We start from the raw sequence: 14,983 nt of genomic DNA on the forward strand, positions 1-14,983 counted from the left end.
ATTTATTCAATTAATGAGCAAATGACTTGTTCGTATTTAGACAGTGTTTGAACACTGATTTGAAAAGAGGATGCAATCTCTTTTTTGCTAATAGACTCTTCTTGCTCCTGCATCCATACATAATAAGATGCTGCTGCCCATGCAGGCGCATTTTTCTTATCTACGCCAGAAGCACGTGCCTGCTGAATAATATGGAATAACCAAAAATAAGGCATATGACTGTCAGGCTGAACAGCTTCTTCCAAGCTGGATGCCGCCTGTTTTGCAAAAACCGCATCTTCTGAAAAAGACCGTTCTTCCATTTCACCTTCGTATAAGAGCAGTTCAATGAATTGCTGTTCGAAGGCTGTTTTCGCTGCGCGTGCATCAAGGACAGATTGAAGAACGTCACGTTCTCCTTTTTGTTTGCTTACATAGTACGCCGTCAGCCGCTCCTCAATGGAAACCATCGGCTCAGTCTCCTCAGGTTTATCCTGCCACGGCTTGATTTCATCTGCATCGATATCTTCTTCGACCATCTTATCCCAAACCGTCTGTGCAAGTGTTTTGTGACCTGTATAATAAGCTGCGCTTGCGAGCCAATATAGAAATGTACTATCACCTTGAAAGCCTGTTTTATACAAAGAATAAAGCCATTTAAAAGCCCATTCAAATTCTCCAACTAGGGCAAATGTTGCGCCAAGCTTATAACGCTGTTCACTTAATATTGGATACACGTGCGTTAATTGCTTTGCTAACGTATTGACCTTCTCTTCTTCTTTTTCATAATGATAGAAGACTAGCTGGTTGCAAAGTGCATGCAGATTACCCGGATTTTCATGTAGAACCCGGTTCAGCATCTCTTTCGCCTGATGGATTTGACCAGAATAAAAATAGGCCAATGCGAGATTATTATACGCTGACCAAAATTCTGGATACTCGACAATCATCTGTTCCAGCATCTCAATGGCTTCATCAAGCCTGCCGCTTTCTAGCAAGTGATTTGCTTGATCCTGCTTCACAATCAGGTCGTCCTGATCGTAAGGGAAATCTTCGTCCTCTTCGTCACTCATATCGAGCAGATCGAGAAGGTCATCATTTTCATCTGCAAATTCCCCGTTCTCTTCTAATGAAGCATAAGCAGTCGCTGACTTATATGCCTCTTGAAAGAGTCCTAGATTCGCATAATTATTGGCTTTAAAATAATGACACTCAGACATATTTTCATCAATATGCTCAAGGATGAAATCAAGCAGTTCATTTGATTGTTGGTAATGACCCATTTCAGTATAAATAATAGCTAGCTGTGACAGCATTTCTACATTTTCAGGCTCAAGTACGATCGCCCGCTGTATTAGCTTACTTGCTCTAGATAGATTTCTTTCTCTATAAGCTTTTAGACCTTTATGAAAAAAGTAATGCCCATCTTGGAATAGCTGGACCACTTGTGTGTGATTATTTTGAGAAGTGTATTTACTCACTGATACCCTCCATTTCGAACAGTGTACCGTGTGTAGTATAACATACTTCAAGAGTCGTCACATAGAACAAAAGAAAAGGAAGGATTTGTTTTTCAATTGGAAAATAAAAAGCCAGAGGTATCCCCGGCTTTTCACTCACCTTGATGACGTTTTTTTAATACTTTTAAAACATCATCAAGAGGCAATTGCTGTTCACACAATAACACAAGCAGGTGATACAGAAGATCGGCTGTTTCCCATTTCAATTCTTCTTGATCCCGGTTTTTCGCAGCAATGATGACCTCTGACGCTTCTTCCCCTACCTTTTTCAGGATTTTATCGACCCCTTTTTCAAATAGATAGGTTGTATAAGCGCCTTCTGGCATTTCAGCCTGACGTTTCGCAATCACCTGTTCAAGTTCATTTAAAATCGAAAAACGATCCTGCTCTTCCGTTTGACGTTTCTCGCCTTCTTCCGAAAAGCAGCTATAACTACCAGTATGGCACGCTGGTCCACTTGGTGTGACAAGAACAAGCAGCGCATCCTTGTCACAGTCATATCGAATGGATGTGACGCGCTGAGTATGTCCAGATGTGGCGCCTTTGTGCCAAAGCTCGTTTCTTGACCGGCTGTAAAACCATGTTTCCCCTGTCTCTATTGTTTTTTCATAGGATTCTTGATTCATATACGCCAATGTCAAGACTTCCTTACTTTGAGCATCCTGTACAATCGCAGGTATCAAGCCTGCCTCATTAAAGGATAATTCGTTTGCCTGTTTCATCTGACCTTCACCCCGTGTTCTTTCAAGTATGTCTTTACCTCTTGAATTGAAGTCTCTTTATAATGAAAAATGGAGGCTGCTAAAGCTGCATCCGCTTCTCCTTTTGTAAATGCCTCCAGCATATGCTGAGCATTGCCAGCGCCTCCTGAAGCAATGACAGGCACAGTGACAGCTTCTGACACAAGCTTTGTTAATCGATGATCAAAGCCCTTTTTCTCACCGTCGGCATCCATACTTGTGAGCAAGATCTCTCCTGCCCCCCTCAGCACGGCTTCTTTTGCCCAATCGCTTACCTCTATATCCGTTTGACGACGCCCTCCGTGTGTATAAACCATGTACGCTTTTTTCTCTTCAACGTACTTTGCATCTATTGCGACGACGATGCACTGGGAACCAAAAAAATCGGCACCTTCTGAAATCAATTCTGGTCTTAAAACTGCCGCTGTGTTCACAGATACTTTGTCTGCACCCGCTCTTAATATGCGCTTCATATCATCAAGGTGGTTAATTCCACCGCCTACCGTAAAAGGGATGGCAAGAGTGGACGCCACTTGCTTGACCACATCCACCATCGTTTTCCGGCCTTCATGAGAGGCAGAAATATCAAGAAAGACGAGTTCATCCGCCCCTTCCTCATCATATATCTGCGCTAATTCTACCGGATCACCAGCATCCTTTAAACCGAGGAATTGCACCCCTTTGACCACACGCCCTTCCTTCACATCGAGACATGGGATGATTCGTTTTGTCATCATACGCGGTCAAGCCCTTCAATTGCTTCTGCTAAAGTAAACCGCTCCGTATAAAGTGCCTTTCCAATGATCGCACCAGAAACGCCTGTCTGCTTTTGTGCTGACAGCTTTTGAAGATCAGCTACCGAACTGATACCACCTGAAGCAATGACTTGTTTGCCAGTCGCTTCTGCTAAGCGAACTGTACTTTCCACATTGGGACCCGCCAGCATGCCGTCCATTTGAATATCTGTGAAAATAAAGACCTCTGCGCCTTCCTTTGCCAATTCTTTGCCGAGATCCTCTGCCTTCACTTTCGACGTTTCAAGCCACCCCTCAGTCGATACGAATCCATTTCTCGCATCAATGCCAATCGCTATTTTCTCCCCATATTGCGCAAGCATTTTTTTCACAAAAGCAGGGTTAGAAACAGCCGAGCTGCCAAGGATGACCCGAGCTACGCCATTGTTTATATAAAAGGCAACGTCTTCTTCTGTCCGAATACCGCCACCAATTTGTACTTTTACATCTAAGGATGAAGCAATTGCCAGCACATGCTCATGATTGACGCGATTCCCCGCCTTCGCACCATCTAGGTCAACGAGATGAATCCACTTTGCTCCTTCATTTGCAAATCGCGTCGCCATATCGAGCGGTGAATCTCCATAAATGGTTTCTTGATCATAATCTCCTTGCACGAGCCGTACACATTTGCCATTCCTCATATCAATCGCTGGATACAATGTAAATTCACTCATTTGTTCACCCTCTGTTCGTTTGCTAGTTGAATAAATTGTTTGAGCAGCGCCATGCCCGTTGTACTGCTTTTTTCAGGGTGAAACTGTGCGCCTAGCACATTTCCCTTACCGACAATTGCTGGCACTTGAACGCCATAGTCTGCGCTTGCTAATTGCTCTTCTGGATTCATATCCCTCACATAATAAGAGTGAACAAAGTACGCAAATCCTTCTGGTACTCCGTCAAACAATGGGGAGGGCTGATGAAATGTGAGCTCATTCCACCCCATATGAGGCACCTTCAGCCTTTGCCCATCTTGTTCACGATCCTTTAAAAGAACGACCCGTCCTTTTAGCAGTCCCAACCCTTTCGTACGTCCTGCCTCTTCACTTTCTTCAAATAAAAGTTGCATCCCAAGGCAAATGCCAAATAGCAGCTTTCCTTCCTGCACGACTTGGTGGATAAATCCCTCAAGTCCTGTCTGTTTTAACAACTGCATCGCATCACGAAACGAACCGACCCCAGGCAAAATATAAGCATCTGCCTTTTTGAGCTCCTCCACATCAGCGGAGACAATATAACGGGCACCTGCTCGTGCCAGTGCTTTTGATACGCTAAACAAATTTCCCATTCCGTAATCAATGACGCCGATCATTAGAGCATCCCCTTTGTTGAAGGAATCCCTTTCACACGTGGATCAATGGTTGTTGCTTCATCTAAAGCACGTGCCATCGCTTTAAAAATCGCTTCAATCATGTGGTGCGTATTGGTTCCGTAGTGAACAATGACATGAAGATTTATACGGGCTTCTAACGCAAACTTCCAAAGAAATTCATGCACGAGCTCTGTATCAAATGTACCGACCTTTTGACTTGGGAAGGCCGCTCTCATTTCCAAATGAGGACGATTGCTTAAATCAACCACGACCTGAGCAAGCGTTTCATCCATTGGAACAAAACTCGATCCATATCGCTTGATTCCTTTTTTATCACCTAACGCTTCCTTAAACATTTGCCCAAGAACGATGCCAATATCTTCTGTTGTGTGGTGATCATCAACATCCGTATCTCCTTTCGCATCGACGGTCAAATTAAAGTGTCCATGCTTCGTGAATAGATCGAGCATGTGTGTCATAAAAGGGACATCTGTTTGAATATCCGCTTTTCCTTCTCCATCAATCTCTAACGCTAATGAAATATTCGTTTCATTTGTTTTTCTCTCTGTTTCCGCCTGTCTCATGACGATTCCTCCCGCTTTCTCGATTCAATCGATCTTGCATGCGCTTCGAGCCCTTCTAATCTGGCAAAAGCCGCAATGCTATCCCTGTGTGTCTCAAAGGCTTCTTGACTATACGAAATAATGCTCGTTTTCTTTTGAAAATCGGTCACACCGAGTGGGCTAGAAAATCTAGCTGTTCCGTTGGTTGGCAGCACGTGATTCGGTCCTGCAAAATAATCGCCTACCGGCTCAGGGCTATAACGCCCTAAAAAAATCGCCCCTGCATGCTTAATTTGACCAAGAAATGATTCTGGATAGGCTGTTAGCACCTCTAAATGCTCTGGCGCTAACTGATTGACGACGTCTACTGCACGATCCATGGAATCCGTCACGTATATACGGCCATGATGTTTTATGGATTGTGTGGCTATTGATTTTCTTGGTAAGGTGTCTAGCTGCGCTTGCACCTCAGCTTGCACGTTTTCCGCAAGTGTCTTAGACGGGGTGACCAAAATACTAGATGCTAGCGCATCATGCTCTGCCTGAGAAAGTAAATCAGCCGCCACCTCATGTGCTATAGCCGTGTCGTCTGCTAGAACCGCAATTTCACTTGGACCCGCAATCATATCAATATCGACCTGACCAAATACTTCCCGCTTTGCCAGTGCGACATAGATGTTACCTGGACCTGTAATTTTATCAACAGGCTGAATGGTTTCTGTTCCATAGGCAAGTGTCGCAATCGCCTGTGCACCGCCCATTTTATACATCTCAGAAATACCGAGCTCCTTCGCAGCAACGAGTACAGCATCAGATAGGCAACCGTCTTTCCCTGGTGGTGTCACAAGGACAATTCGCTGAACACCAGCGACAAGCGCCGGAATGACATTCATTAGAACAGATGATGGATAAGCAGCTGTTCCGCCGGGGACATACACACCAACTGCATCAAGCGGTGTCACCTTTTGTCCAAGCATCGAGCCATCTTGCTGATGATAAAACCACGAGGATGTTAACTGACGCTCATGGTATGTGCGAATATTGCGGATAGCTGTTTGGATCACCTGAACCATGGCTGGGTCCATGCGTTCGAAGGCTTTTGTCATTTCCTCCTCTGTGACAAGCGGATCTTCAAGCAGCACCCCATCAAATTGCTTTGTAAAAGACTGGACCGCTGGATCGCCATTTATTCTCACTTCTTGTATAATCCGCTGAACAGCCAAGCGCTGCTCTTCCTTGCCCGTATCTAAAGTCCGTTTGAGTGAGAGTGTGTCTGTGTCACCTTCTTTTATGTAGGTGATGTTCATGATGTTTCCTCCCCTTCAATGATTCTTGCAAGGCGTTGCGCCATTTCATCAATCACCGCATCCTTCATCCGATAGCTCACAGGATTGACTATAAACCGTGACGTAATATCACAAATATGCTCCGTTTCAACAAGACCGTTTTCCTTAAGTGTTTGACCTGTAGAGACAATATCAACAATACGATCGGCGAGTCCGATGAGCGGTGCTAATTCAATGGAACCATTCAGCTTAATGATTTCTACTTGCTCCCCTTGTTCTCTAAAATAGGAAGATGCGACATTTGGGTACTTTGTGGCGACACGCGGCGCAACACCACCCCAGCTGGCTCCTGGCAATCCAGCAACTGCTAAATGGCATTTACTGATGTTTAAATCAAGCACCTCGTACACATCACGAGCTTCTTCGAGCATGACATCCTTTCCTGCAATGCCCACATCGGCTACACCGTGCTCTACATAAGTCGTCACATCCATTGGTTTCGCTAAAATAAAGCGGAGGCTTTCTTCCGGTACATCAATGATTAACTTTCTTGAATCCTCGAATTCCTCTGGCAGTTGATAACCCGCCTGCCTTAACAGCCCTGCAGCCTCTTCAAATATTCGGCCCTTTGGCATCGCCATCGTCAACACTTTACCCATTTTGCTCTCCCTTTCTAGCGCCGATAAAATAAGTCACCTGCTCAAATGCCTTTGTCATCGCGTCAATATTTTCAATCCCTGCTAGGTCTTGCAGCACGATCTTTTTCCCTTTTGACCGCTCCTTTTCTGCAAAAGCAAAAGCTTCCAGTCTTTGTTCTTTACTAAAAATCACTGCCTCCTGCGGCTCATTGATTTCTTTTGCATCGAGCGCTTCAAGCAGACGGTCTAATCGAAGTCCGAACCCTGTAGCCGGTGCAGGTGCATCAAAATGAGCAAGCAATTGGTTATATCTGCCGCCACTTCCGATGACTGACCCAACATGATCAGCAAATACTTCAAACAAAATGCCCGTGTAGTAGCTCATATGACTCACCATGCTTAAATCGAGACGGATATATTCCGTACAGCCGTAATCTTCAAGTGTCTCCCAAAGCGACTTTAACTGCGCGAGCACCTCTTTTCCTTCTTGTGAAACGACGATTTCCTCTGCCCGCTCCGTGACTTCCCGGCCTCCTCTTAACTCTAAAAGCTGTAACAGCCTCGTTTTATCGATGGAGGAGAGTGGCAATTGCTTCACATGCTGACGGTATCCTACATAATTCTTTTCATATAAGAATCGGCGAAGGACGTTTGCACGCTCTGTATTTCCCAGCACATCTACAAATAACGTCTCTGCTAAAGCGACATGCCCAATTGCGATTTTGAAGGAATTGAGCCCAGCATTTTTTAATGCGAATACGACAAGCGCGATCACTTCAGCATCTGCACTAATCGAACCATCTCCAATCAACTCGATTCCGACCTGCTCAAATTCTGATGGTCTTCCGCCTTCTCTTTCCTGTGCCCGGAACACATTGGCCGCATACCCAACGCGAAGCGGAAACGCCTGTTCATGGAGCTTTGATGCCGCTACTCTCGCAATAGGTCCCGTCATATCAGGTCTGAGTACTAGGGTTTGCGCGTTCTGATCTAAAAGCTTAAAGAGCTGTGTATCTGTAATCGCCGATTGAACACCGACTGTATCGTAAAATTCAAGCGTTGGTGTCTCCATCAACCGGTAACCCCAACCATTCATGACCTCTGTTAAGGAATGTCTCACTTTTTTCTTCGTCTCATACAATCCTGGTAATGAATCCCGCATACCATACGGTTTCTCAAACATAAACATGTTCTTCTACACCTCCAACACATTAAAACAAAAAATTCCGAATCCTTTAGTTCGCTAATATGATAATATGCTAACAAAATAAAGTGATTAAATCAATCATTTTTATTTTCTCTCTATTTTCATGAAAAATTTGTGGAATTATTACATTCAAGTGACACCTGTCCCTTTTCTGCATGTTCGGTGAAAGAACGTGCTATAATACATAAAAATATTGAATAAAACAGGAGATTACAGTGAAGTTCATCCAGACATTAATCCTAACTTTGTTGTGCGCATGCCTTGTTTATTTCGGCTTTATATACGTGACACAAATCGACCAAGTCAAAAAGACAGCTTCACCACACGAAGCAGCCAAAGAAAAAGAAAACGATACGGCACTTGCAGCTGAAGAAACACGATCAACAAAAAAAACAGACGCTTCTTATTCTTCTTTAAAAGGAAGTAAAAAAGCCATGGACGTCATCCTCTACAATCAGATGGATGCCCCAAAGCTTTATAATGGATGCGAAGTCACAAGCTTAGCGATGCTTCTCCATTTCAGCGGCTATGAGCAAGTGACGAAAGACGCATTGGCAAATGAAATCAAACGTGTTCCGCTCAATTATGAAAATGGTTTAAAAGGAGACCCACGTGACGGGTTTGTAGGAGATATGGAGAATGGACCAGGCCTTGGTGTATACCATGAACCTATTTATCAGCTTGCGAAAAAATATGCAGGCGCTCAAGTCGTCGATTTAAGCGGAAAGCCTGTCAAAAAGGCCATTTATCAATCACTTGAAAAAGGGTATCCTGTTTGGGTGATTACCACATCCACCTTTGACAAAATAGATAACATCGAAACATGGAATACACCAAATGGCAAAATCGATGTAAGCTTTAACATGCATAGCGTGGTCATCACAGGCTATGACAAGGAGCATGTCTACTTAAATAACCCATATGGAGAAAAGAATCAAAAAGTCGATCGCGATCAGTTTGAAGATTCTTGGGAACAGATGGGCAGTCAGGCGATTATCATTAAAGCATAGAACAAGTTCTCTTTGGGAACATGAAAAAACCATCCTCTATTCGAATAGAGGATGGTTTTTTCATAATGATCTTTCTATAATTCCTTTCAGGCGCTCCTCAAGCTTTTCAGCTGTCATCGCTCCTCCGCCTACATTGAAGTATTCATCCCCTTTTTTTAACAAAAGGGTAGGGTAGCTATTTACTTGAAGCTGTTGAACCTTCGCAAAGTCGGCATACGCATCATTGATCGTTTCTTTTGTTTTCGTACGCTCAATGACTGCTTCAGGATCAAGTTGATGCACCATAGCGATCTCCCGATACGTTTTTTCATCACTCAGGCTTTTTCCGTCTTGATAAAAAGCCTTTTGCATTGATGAAGCCAAGTACAATGCACGATCTGGAGCAACGGATCTTAGTGCTGAAAACCCAATGGCTGCAGCCTCAGAGTCTAAGAGAAACGTCCCATTTGCTAGCAGCTTCTGATAACGTTCACCAAACTCAACGCCAGTTAGCTGACTGATCCGTCGATTCGCTTCTGATATATGCGGATATTCTTTTATTGGAAGACTTCTTTCTCCTACAAATAACCCGCCAGATACTAGCGTCAGTGATATGTCAGGATGATTCTCATGCAAAGTACGGATACTGTTGGAAAAACCATAACACCAGCCACAATACGCATCCCATACATAAATGAGAGACAATTCTTGATCATTCATACATTAAACTCCTCACTCATCGTTTTTAGCGGCAACGAATTGACTTATTCTGTATCAGATACAACGGTAAAACGTTCTCTAACATGGGCAGCCTGCTCAATTTCATCGACAAGCGCAATGGCGTAGTCGGCATAACTCACATAGCTGTCACCTTTAGAATTAACAATCAGTTGATCTTTTCCTTTCACATAAGAACCTGTGCGTTTGCCTGCTGGATCAAAGAATGCGGCAGGGCTGAGGAACGTCCATTTTAATCCTTCAGTTTGTTGAAGATCTTTTAGGTTTTCACCTTGCTGTGAAGCAGTTGCGATATACTCCTTTGGAAATTCTGGTGTATCAACAAGTCTTGTAGTCTGAGCTTCGTCAACAAATAGACTCCCCGCTCCGCCCACAACGATTAAACGCGTATCGGGTACGTCTTTCAAAATCTCAATCAGCTTTTTCCCAGCTTCTACGTGCAGTTGCTCTTTCCCAGCAGGTGCGCCAAATGCATTGACGATGACATCAAAGCCTTTAATGTCTTCTGCTTGTAAATGAAACACATCCTTCTCGATAACAGCAACGGATGAATCTGTCACTTTTTTCGCATCTCGAACGATAGCTGTTACTTCATGTCCTCTTGATTGAGTCTCTTTTACAATTTCCTGTCCTGCTTTACCTGTAGCGCCAATAATACCAATTTTCATTTGAATTCCTCCTGTAAAATGTTTTATTTGATAAACAAAGGTGTAACCAATTCAGTTACAACATTGGTAAAAAAAATTGAATAGATCATCCAATTTTTTTGATTAACACCTGCGTTAGTTCACTTAATTTGATCTCAGCAAGCACTTGCTCCATCGCACTTTGAGCGCGGCACAAGATTAACTCAAGCACAGCTTGAATATTTGCACCGATCGGACAGTCAGGATTGGGGCTTTCATGGATTTGAAACAATTCTCCCTCATCCACCACTTCAACCGCTTTATACACATCAAGTAGCGTGATCTCGTCTTCACTGCGGTTCAGCTGAGAACCACCTTTACCAAGACTCGTTGAGATTAGGCCTGCTTTTTTTAATTTACTCATAATCCGGCGGATAACAACTGGGTTTGTATTCACACTTCCCGCGATATCCTCAGATGTCTGTAATGATCCTTTTTCAAGTGATAGCAAGGCCAGAATATGGACAGCGACAGTAAATCTGCTGCTGATTTTCATGTTTTCTCACCTCTGTTGTAATCATTATAGTTACACCATAACATATTGTCAACAAAAAAGTCTGCCGAGCTACTCAGCAGACTTAGATTGACGTACTTTCATTTCTTCTTTCGTATAAATCATGCGCATTGGATTTCCTCCAACAAATGAACCTGCTGGAACATCCTTATGAACAAGTGTACCAGCTGACACGATCGCTCCATCCCCAATGGTCACACCAGGTAAAATGGTGGAATTGGCTCCAATTAAGACTTCATCACCAATATAGACTTCCCCAAGTCTATATTCTTTAATCAAATACTCATGGGTCAAAATGGTGGTGTTATAGCCAATCACCGAATTTCGACCGACTTTGATTTTCTCAGGAAACATGAGATCCACCATGACCATTAAGGCAAACGCTGTATCTTCGCCGACCTTCATACGAAGAAAGGTTCTGTATATCCAATTTTTCATTCCCATAAAGGGCGTGTACCGTGCGATTTGAATGAAAATAAAGTTTTTCACCACTTTGAAAAAAGGAACCGTCCGATACACTTGTCGTAACGAATTGACCCCTTTTACAGGATAACGATCTGTTTTTCTCAACTCAATCAGCTCCAACAATCGCCAGGAGATCACTCATTTTCTTTAACATAAAATCAGGGCGATGCTTGAAAAGGGCTTCTTCTCCCTTAATCGACCAAGCAACACCTGCTGTTTTTGTCCCTGCCGCTTGACCAGACAGAATATCGTGATAATTGTCACCGACCATCACCGCTTCATGTGGATCGCTGCCAAGCTTGGATAATGCCAGTTGAACTGGCTCAGGATGCGGCTTTTCATTTTGGACATCATCGAGCGTCACAATCACCTCAAAGAATGGCTCTAAACCGGTCAGCTTCAATCCCATTAACACTGTGTCACGTATCTTTGTTGTGACAATACCAAGCTTAAATCCTCGATCCTGCAAGACTTTCAATGTATCTAAAACAGTCTCATATTCAGTCACAAGCAGATCATGCTGTTCATGATTAAATGTACGGTACATCTGAATCATGTCATCCGTTAGATCAGGGTCCATCGCAGAGAATGTATCAAATAATGATGGACCAATAAAATGAAGAATCTCTTCACGGCTGTACTGACCAGGGTAATAATGATCAAGCGTATGTTGAAATGAAGCAATAATTAATTCATTCGTATTGATTAATGTGCCATCTAAATCAAATAGCACGGTGTTAATAGTTGATTCGTTCATATGGCTTCCTTTCTAACAGCTGCAAGCTCGCGCTTTCGCCAAATATAGCTAATAACAGCTGTTAATAAAATTGCAGATACTAGGCGGATGACAAGAAGCGGCCACACAGGGATCCCAAGTGGAATAAATATGAGCGTATCTTCGACCACTGCATGACAGGCGACAAGGAAAATGAAAGCAAGAGTTAAATCCTTTTTACTCACGCCATCCTCTTCCACTGCCTTCATCATCACGCCAGCCCCGTATGCCAGACCAATGGTTAACCCAGCGACCATCGTCATCGACGTATTTTCTTTCATTCCAAGCATTCTCGTAAATGGAGACAGCCACCTAGATAGCGTATGGAGCCATCCTAGATCTCTCATGAATTGAATGATGATCATAAGAGGGATGACAATACAGGCGAGCTGGAGCACACCGAGTACGGCTTTTTGTAAAGCAACAAGGACAATCATGTACCAGCTGGAAGGCACATCAGCCGTCTGAGCTGTCGTTAGCAATCCATATTGTGCCGGCTCCTGGCCTCCCTGCCAAACGAGATGAATGACAATAGCGGAAACAACAGCGAGACTGATTCTGACAAGCAAAATGACAGACACTCTGAGTCCAACCTTTGCTGCCACTGTCGATTCAATCATCAGGTTATGGCAAAAGGAGAGCATCACGGCCAAAATGAACACTTCCTTCACGGGAAGATCTAGTGTCAAAATGGCGGCAATGCCTGCATACAAGTTCAGCACATTTCCTAATACAAGAGGAATAGCTGCTTCCCCTGAAAGACCAAACAATCCCATCAATGGCCGTATGAATTGAATCATCCAATCCATAACAGGCGTATGCTGCAAGATACTGACGAGAATGGTAACCGGAAAGATGACTTTTCCAAGTGTCCAAGTAGTCGATAGCCCCGCTTTTAAGCCGTTTTTCCATGTCTCCCCCATCTCTTTGATCCCCCCTGCTTTAATTCGATGAGTTGTTCTCTTTATACGGAATCGATGCGTACCCTTTTATTCTTCTAAAGATGATCAGCAAAACAGCCACTGCAAAAATGGCAATCGAAATCATTTGAGCGATTCGAAGATGTTCTGTCAGCATTAAACTGTCCGTTCTCATACCCTCTATGAAGAAACGACCGATTGAATACCAAATTAAATAAGACAAGAAGATTTCGCCTCTACGCATCGATGTTCTACGTAATAAAATCAAGATCACAACACCGGCAAGATTCCATAATGATTCGTATAAGAACGTTGGGTGATAATACGTCCCATCAATATACATTTGATTAATGATAAACTCAGGCAAATGCAAATTCTCTAAAAAGGCTCTTGAAACAGCCTCACCATGCGCTTCCTGATTAATAAAGTTCCCCCAGCGTCCAATGGCTTGCGCTAGTAAAATACTAGGTGCTGCTACATCCGCTATTTTCCAGAAGGACACCCTTTTCACTTTTGTGAAGACGATTGCTGTCAGCACAGCGCCTATCAGCCCGCCATGAATGGCAATTCCGCCATGCCAAATCTTAATGATTTCATTTGGGTGCTGCTGATAGTAATCCCATTCGAAGGATACATAATAAATTCGTGCACAAATAATCGCTATTGGAATGGCAAATAAGATTAAATCAATAAACGTATCTTTATTGATTCCTCTTTTCTCACATTCTCTCAGTGCGAGCCAGAGTCCTAGTAAGGCTCCTACCCCAATGATCACACCATACCAATGAACCGAAAGAGGTCCGAGCTGAAAAGCAATCGGATCAATTGGCTGAATCGCTTCGTTCATATAGACAACTCCTATTCATCTTGGCCATTGTCTTCAATGACATCGGCTAGTTTACTTGTAAATTGTTCCGCCGCATTATGTCCCATGCGTTTTAACCTGAAGTTCATCGCAGCCACTTCAATAATAACCGCTAAGTTTCGTCCAGGCCGGACAGGAATGGTCAGCTTCGGTACATCTGTATCGATGATTCGCATCTTCTCTTCTTCAAGTCCTAAACGATCGTACTGTTTGCCTTGTTCCCAAAGTTCAAGATTCATCACAATCGTAATTCTCTTATAGCTTCTGACAGCCCCAGCTCCAAATAAGGTCATCACATTAATAATGCCTAATCCACGGATTTCTAAAAGATGTTCAATCAGCTCAGGTGCGCTTCCGACTAACGTATCCTGATCCTCTTGACGGATTTCTACGCAATCATCTGCGACCAGCCTGTGTCCTCTCTTCACTAATTCTAAGGCTGTTTCACTTTTTCCTACTCCGCTTTTTCCAATTAACAATACACCTACACCATATACATCTACGAGCACACCATGAATAGCAGTCGTTGGTGCAAGCTTGCTTTCTAAAAAGTTGGTCAAACGACTCGACAGTCTTGTCGTTTTTAGGCTTGAACGTAACACAGGTACGCCATTTTCATTTGAAGCTTCAATTAACTCCTTCGGCACTTCACGATCTCGTGACAAAATAATTGCAGGAGTAATATCAGTACAAAGAGACATCATTCTCTGCTTTCGTTCGCGTTCTGGGAGCTGTTCAAAAAAAGAAAGCTCTGTTTTCCCTAAAAGTTGAACTCTTTCTTTTGGGTAATATGTAAAATAACCAGCCATTTCAATACCTGGTCTGGAAAGATCACTGATTGTAATGGGACGATTAATCCCTTCTTCCCCACTTACCAGTTCAAGATGAAATTGTTCCATTATGTCCTTCGTACGAACTTTCGGCACGCTTCTTCCTCCTTTTATCACAGGCGATTCAGAAATACAGCTCTATTTTATCACTTTCAATGATGA

The 14,983-nt window shown here is 43.3% G+C and carries 18 protein-coding genes; 1 reads left to right on the forward strand and 17 read right to left on the reverse strand.

The window, feature by feature from the left end; translation table 11 throughout:
• Positions 1–2: 2 nt before the first annotated feature.
• From GPS65_RS04345 to GPS65_RS04385, 9 genes are all read right to left on the reverse strand, one after another.
• Positions 3–1,460 (reverse strand): tetratricopeptide repeat protein, encoded by a 1,458-nt coding sequence (locus tag GPS65_RS04345; protein WP_012011363.1) that lies wholly within the window; start codon positions 1,458–1,460, stop codon positions 3–5.
• Positions 1,461–1,591: 131 nt separating this feature from the next.
• Entirely contained in the window at positions 1,592–2,221 is a 630-nt protein-coding gene (hisIE, locus tag GPS65_RS04350) for a bifunctional phosphoribosyl-AMP cyclohydrolase/phosphoribosyl-ATP diphosphatase HisIE (protein WP_161985348.1), read from the reverse strand.
• Positions 2,218–2,976 (reverse strand): imidazole glycerol phosphate synthase subunit HisF, encoded by a 759-nt coding sequence (gene hisF / locus GPS65_RS04355; protein ID WP_012011365.1) that lies wholly within the window; start codon positions 2,974–2,976, stop codon positions 2,218–2,220. The genes hisIE and hisF overlap by 4 nt, the downstream gene beginning before the upstream one ends.
• A complete protein-coding gene (gene hisA / locus GPS65_RS04360) occupies positions 2,973–3,710 on the reverse strand; it encodes a 1-(5-phosphoribosyl)-5-[(5-phosphoribosylamino)methylideneamino]imidazole-4-carboxamide isomerase (RefSeq protein ID WP_088001134.1) in 738 nt (245 codons plus the stop codon). Before hisA ends, hisF begins: the two co-directional genes overlap by 4 nt.
• A complete protein-coding gene (hisH, locus tag GPS65_RS04365) occupies positions 3,707–4,345 on the reverse strand; it encodes an imidazole glycerol phosphate synthase subunit HisH (protein WP_161985349.1) in 639 nt (212 codons plus the stop codon). Before hisH ends, hisA begins: the two co-directional genes overlap by 4 nt.
• The gene (gene hisB / locus GPS65_RS04370) at positions 4,345–4,929 is read right to left on the reverse strand and encodes an imidazoleglycerol-phosphate dehydratase HisB (RefSeq protein WP_161985350.1); all 585 of its coding nucleotides are present in this window, start codon (positions 4,927–4,929) and stop codon (positions 4,345–4,347) included. The genes hisH and hisB overlap by 1 nt, the downstream gene beginning before the upstream one ends.
• Positions 4,926–6,215 (reverse strand): histidinol dehydrogenase, encoded by a 1,290-nt coding sequence (gene hisD, locus GPS65_RS04375; RefSeq protein ID WP_161985351.1) that lies wholly within the window; start codon positions 6,213–6,215, stop codon positions 4,926–4,928. The genes hisB and hisD overlap by 4 nt, the downstream gene beginning before the upstream one ends.
• The gene (gene hisG / locus GPS65_RS04380) at positions 6,212–6,853 is read right to left on the reverse strand and encodes an ATP phosphoribosyltransferase (protein WP_012011370.1); all 642 of its coding nucleotides are present in this window, start codon (positions 6,851–6,853) and stop codon (positions 6,212–6,214) included. The genes hisD and hisG overlap by 4 nt, the downstream gene beginning before the upstream one ends.
• Entirely contained in the window at positions 6,846–8,021 is a 1,176-nt protein-coding gene (locus tag GPS65_RS04385; RefSeq protein ID WP_161985352.1) for an ATP phosphoribosyltransferase regulatory subunit, read from the reverse strand. The genes hisG and GPS65_RS04385 overlap by 8 nt, the downstream gene beginning before the upstream one ends.
• A 233-nt stretch (positions 8,022–8,254) precedes the next feature.
• On the opposite strand from GPS65_RS04385, the gene GPS65_RS04390 reads away from it, so the two are divergent.
• Entirely contained in the window at positions 8,255–9,049 is a 795-nt protein-coding gene (locus tag GPS65_RS04390) for a C39 family peptidase (protein WP_161985353.1), read from the forward strand.
• Between the two features lie 60 nt (positions 9,050–9,109).
• Here the strand turns inward: GPS65_RS04390 and GPS65_RS04395 are convergent, their stop codons facing one another.
• The 8 genes from GPS65_RS04395 to hprK all read right to left on the reverse strand — a co-directional run bounded on the left by GPS65_RS04395 (position 9,110) and on the right by hprK (position 14,917).
• A complete protein-coding gene (locus GPS65_RS04395; RefSeq protein WP_012011373.1) occupies positions 9,110–9,748 on the reverse strand; it encodes a DsbA family protein in 639 nt (212 codons plus the stop codon).
• Between the two features lie 44 nt (positions 9,749–9,792).
• Positions 9,793–10,434, reverse strand: a complete 642-nt coding sequence (locus GPS65_RS04400) for an NAD(P)-dependent oxidoreductase (protein WP_012011374.1) — start codon at positions 10,432–10,434, stop codon at positions 9,793–9,795.
• A gap of 85 nt (positions 10,435–10,519) precedes the next feature.
• Positions 10,520–10,948 (reverse strand): Rrf2 family transcriptional regulator, encoded by a 429-nt coding sequence (locus GPS65_RS04405; protein WP_012011375.1) that lies wholly within the window; start codon positions 10,946–10,948, stop codon positions 10,520–10,522.
• 69 nt (positions 10,949–11,017) lie between these two features.
• Complete coding sequence (locus tag GPS65_RS04410) at positions 11,018–11,536, reverse strand: acyltransferase (RefSeq protein ID WP_012011376.1); 519 nt, start codon at positions 11,534–11,536, stop codon at positions 11,018–11,020.
• Between the two features lies 1 nt (position 11,537).
• The gene (ppaX, locus tag GPS65_RS04415) at positions 11,538–12,188 is read right to left on the reverse strand and encodes a pyrophosphatase PpaX (RefSeq protein WP_012011377.1); all 651 of its coding nucleotides are present in this window, start codon (positions 12,186–12,188) and stop codon (positions 11,538–11,540) included.
• Positions 12,185–13,129 (reverse strand): nucleoside recognition domain-containing protein, encoded by a 945-nt coding sequence (locus GPS65_RS04420; RefSeq protein ID WP_012011378.1) that lies wholly within the window; start codon positions 13,127–13,129, stop codon positions 12,185–12,187. The genes ppaX and GPS65_RS04420 overlap by 4 nt, the downstream gene beginning before the upstream one ends.
• Before the next feature lie 19 nt (positions 13,130–13,148).
• Complete coding sequence (gene lgt, locus GPS65_RS04425) at positions 13,149–13,973, reverse strand: prolipoprotein diacylglyceryl transferase (RefSeq protein ID WP_012011379.1); 825 nt, start codon at positions 13,971–13,973, stop codon at positions 13,149–13,151.
• An 11-nt stretch (positions 13,974–13,984) separates the two neighbouring features.
• Positions 13,985–14,917 (reverse strand): HPr(Ser) kinase/phosphatase, encoded by a 933-nt coding sequence (hprK, locus tag GPS65_RS04430; protein ID WP_003212943.1) that lies wholly within the window; start codon positions 14,915–14,917, stop codon positions 13,985–13,987.
• Positions 14,918–14,983 lie beyond the last annotated feature (66 nt).

The sequence above is a fragment of the Bacillus pumilus genome (assembly GCF_009937765.1).
Lineage (GTDB): Bacteria > Bacillota > Bacilli > Bacillales > Bacillaceae > Bacillus > Bacillus pumilus_O.

Coding starts and splice junctions, on each gene's coding strand:
- GPS65_RS04395 (WP_012011373.1), bottom strand. CDS start 9,748: ATGAATGATCAAGAATTGTCTCTCATTTATGTATGGGATGCGTATTGT.
- hisG (WP_012011370.1), bottom strand. CDS start 6,853: ATGGGTAAAGTGTTGACGATGGCGATGCCAAAGGGCCGAATATTTGAA.
- GPS65_RS04385 (WP_161985352.1), bottom strand. CDS start 8,021: ATGTTTATGTTTGAGAAACCGTATGGTATGCGGGATTCATTACCAGGA.
- hisD (WP_161985351.1), bottom strand. CDS start 6,215: ATGAACATCACCTACATAAAAGAAGGTGACACAGACACACTCTCACTC.
- ppaX (WP_012011377.1), bottom strand. CDS start 12,188: ATGAACGAATCAACTATTAACACCGTGCTATTTGATTTAGATGGCACA.
- hisF (WP_012011365.1), bottom strand. CDS start 2,976: ATGATGACAAAACGAATCATCCCATGTCTCGATGTGAAGGAAGGGCGT.
- GPS65_RS04405 (WP_012011375.1), bottom strand. CDS start 10,948: ATGAAAATCAGCAGCAGATTTACTGTCGCTGTCCATATTCTGGCCTTG.
- GPS65_RS04420 (WP_012011378.1), bottom strand. CDS start 13,129: ATGGGGGAGACATGGAAAAACGGCTTAAAAGCGGGGCTATCGACTACT.
- hisIE (WP_161985348.1), bottom strand. CDS start 2,221: ATGAAACAGGCAAACGAATTATCCTTTAATGAGGCAGGCTTGATACCT.
- GPS65_RS04400 (WP_012011374.1), bottom strand. CDS start 10,434: ATGAAAATTGGTATTATTGGCGCTACAGGTAAAGCAGGACAGGAAATT.
- lgt (WP_012011379.1), bottom strand. CDS start 13,973: ATGAACGAAGCGATTCAGCCAATTGATCCGATTGCTTTTCAGCTCGGA.
- hisH (WP_161985349.1), bottom strand. CDS start 4,345: ATGATCGGCGTCATTGATTACGGAATGGGAAATTTGTTTAGCGTATCA.
- hisA (WP_088001134.1), bottom strand. CDS start 3,710: ATGAGTGAATTTACATTGTATCCAGCGATTGATATGAGGAATGGCAAA.
- hisB (WP_161985350.1), bottom strand. CDS start 4,929: ATGAGACAGGCGGAAACAGAGAGAAAAACAAATGAAACGAATATTTCA.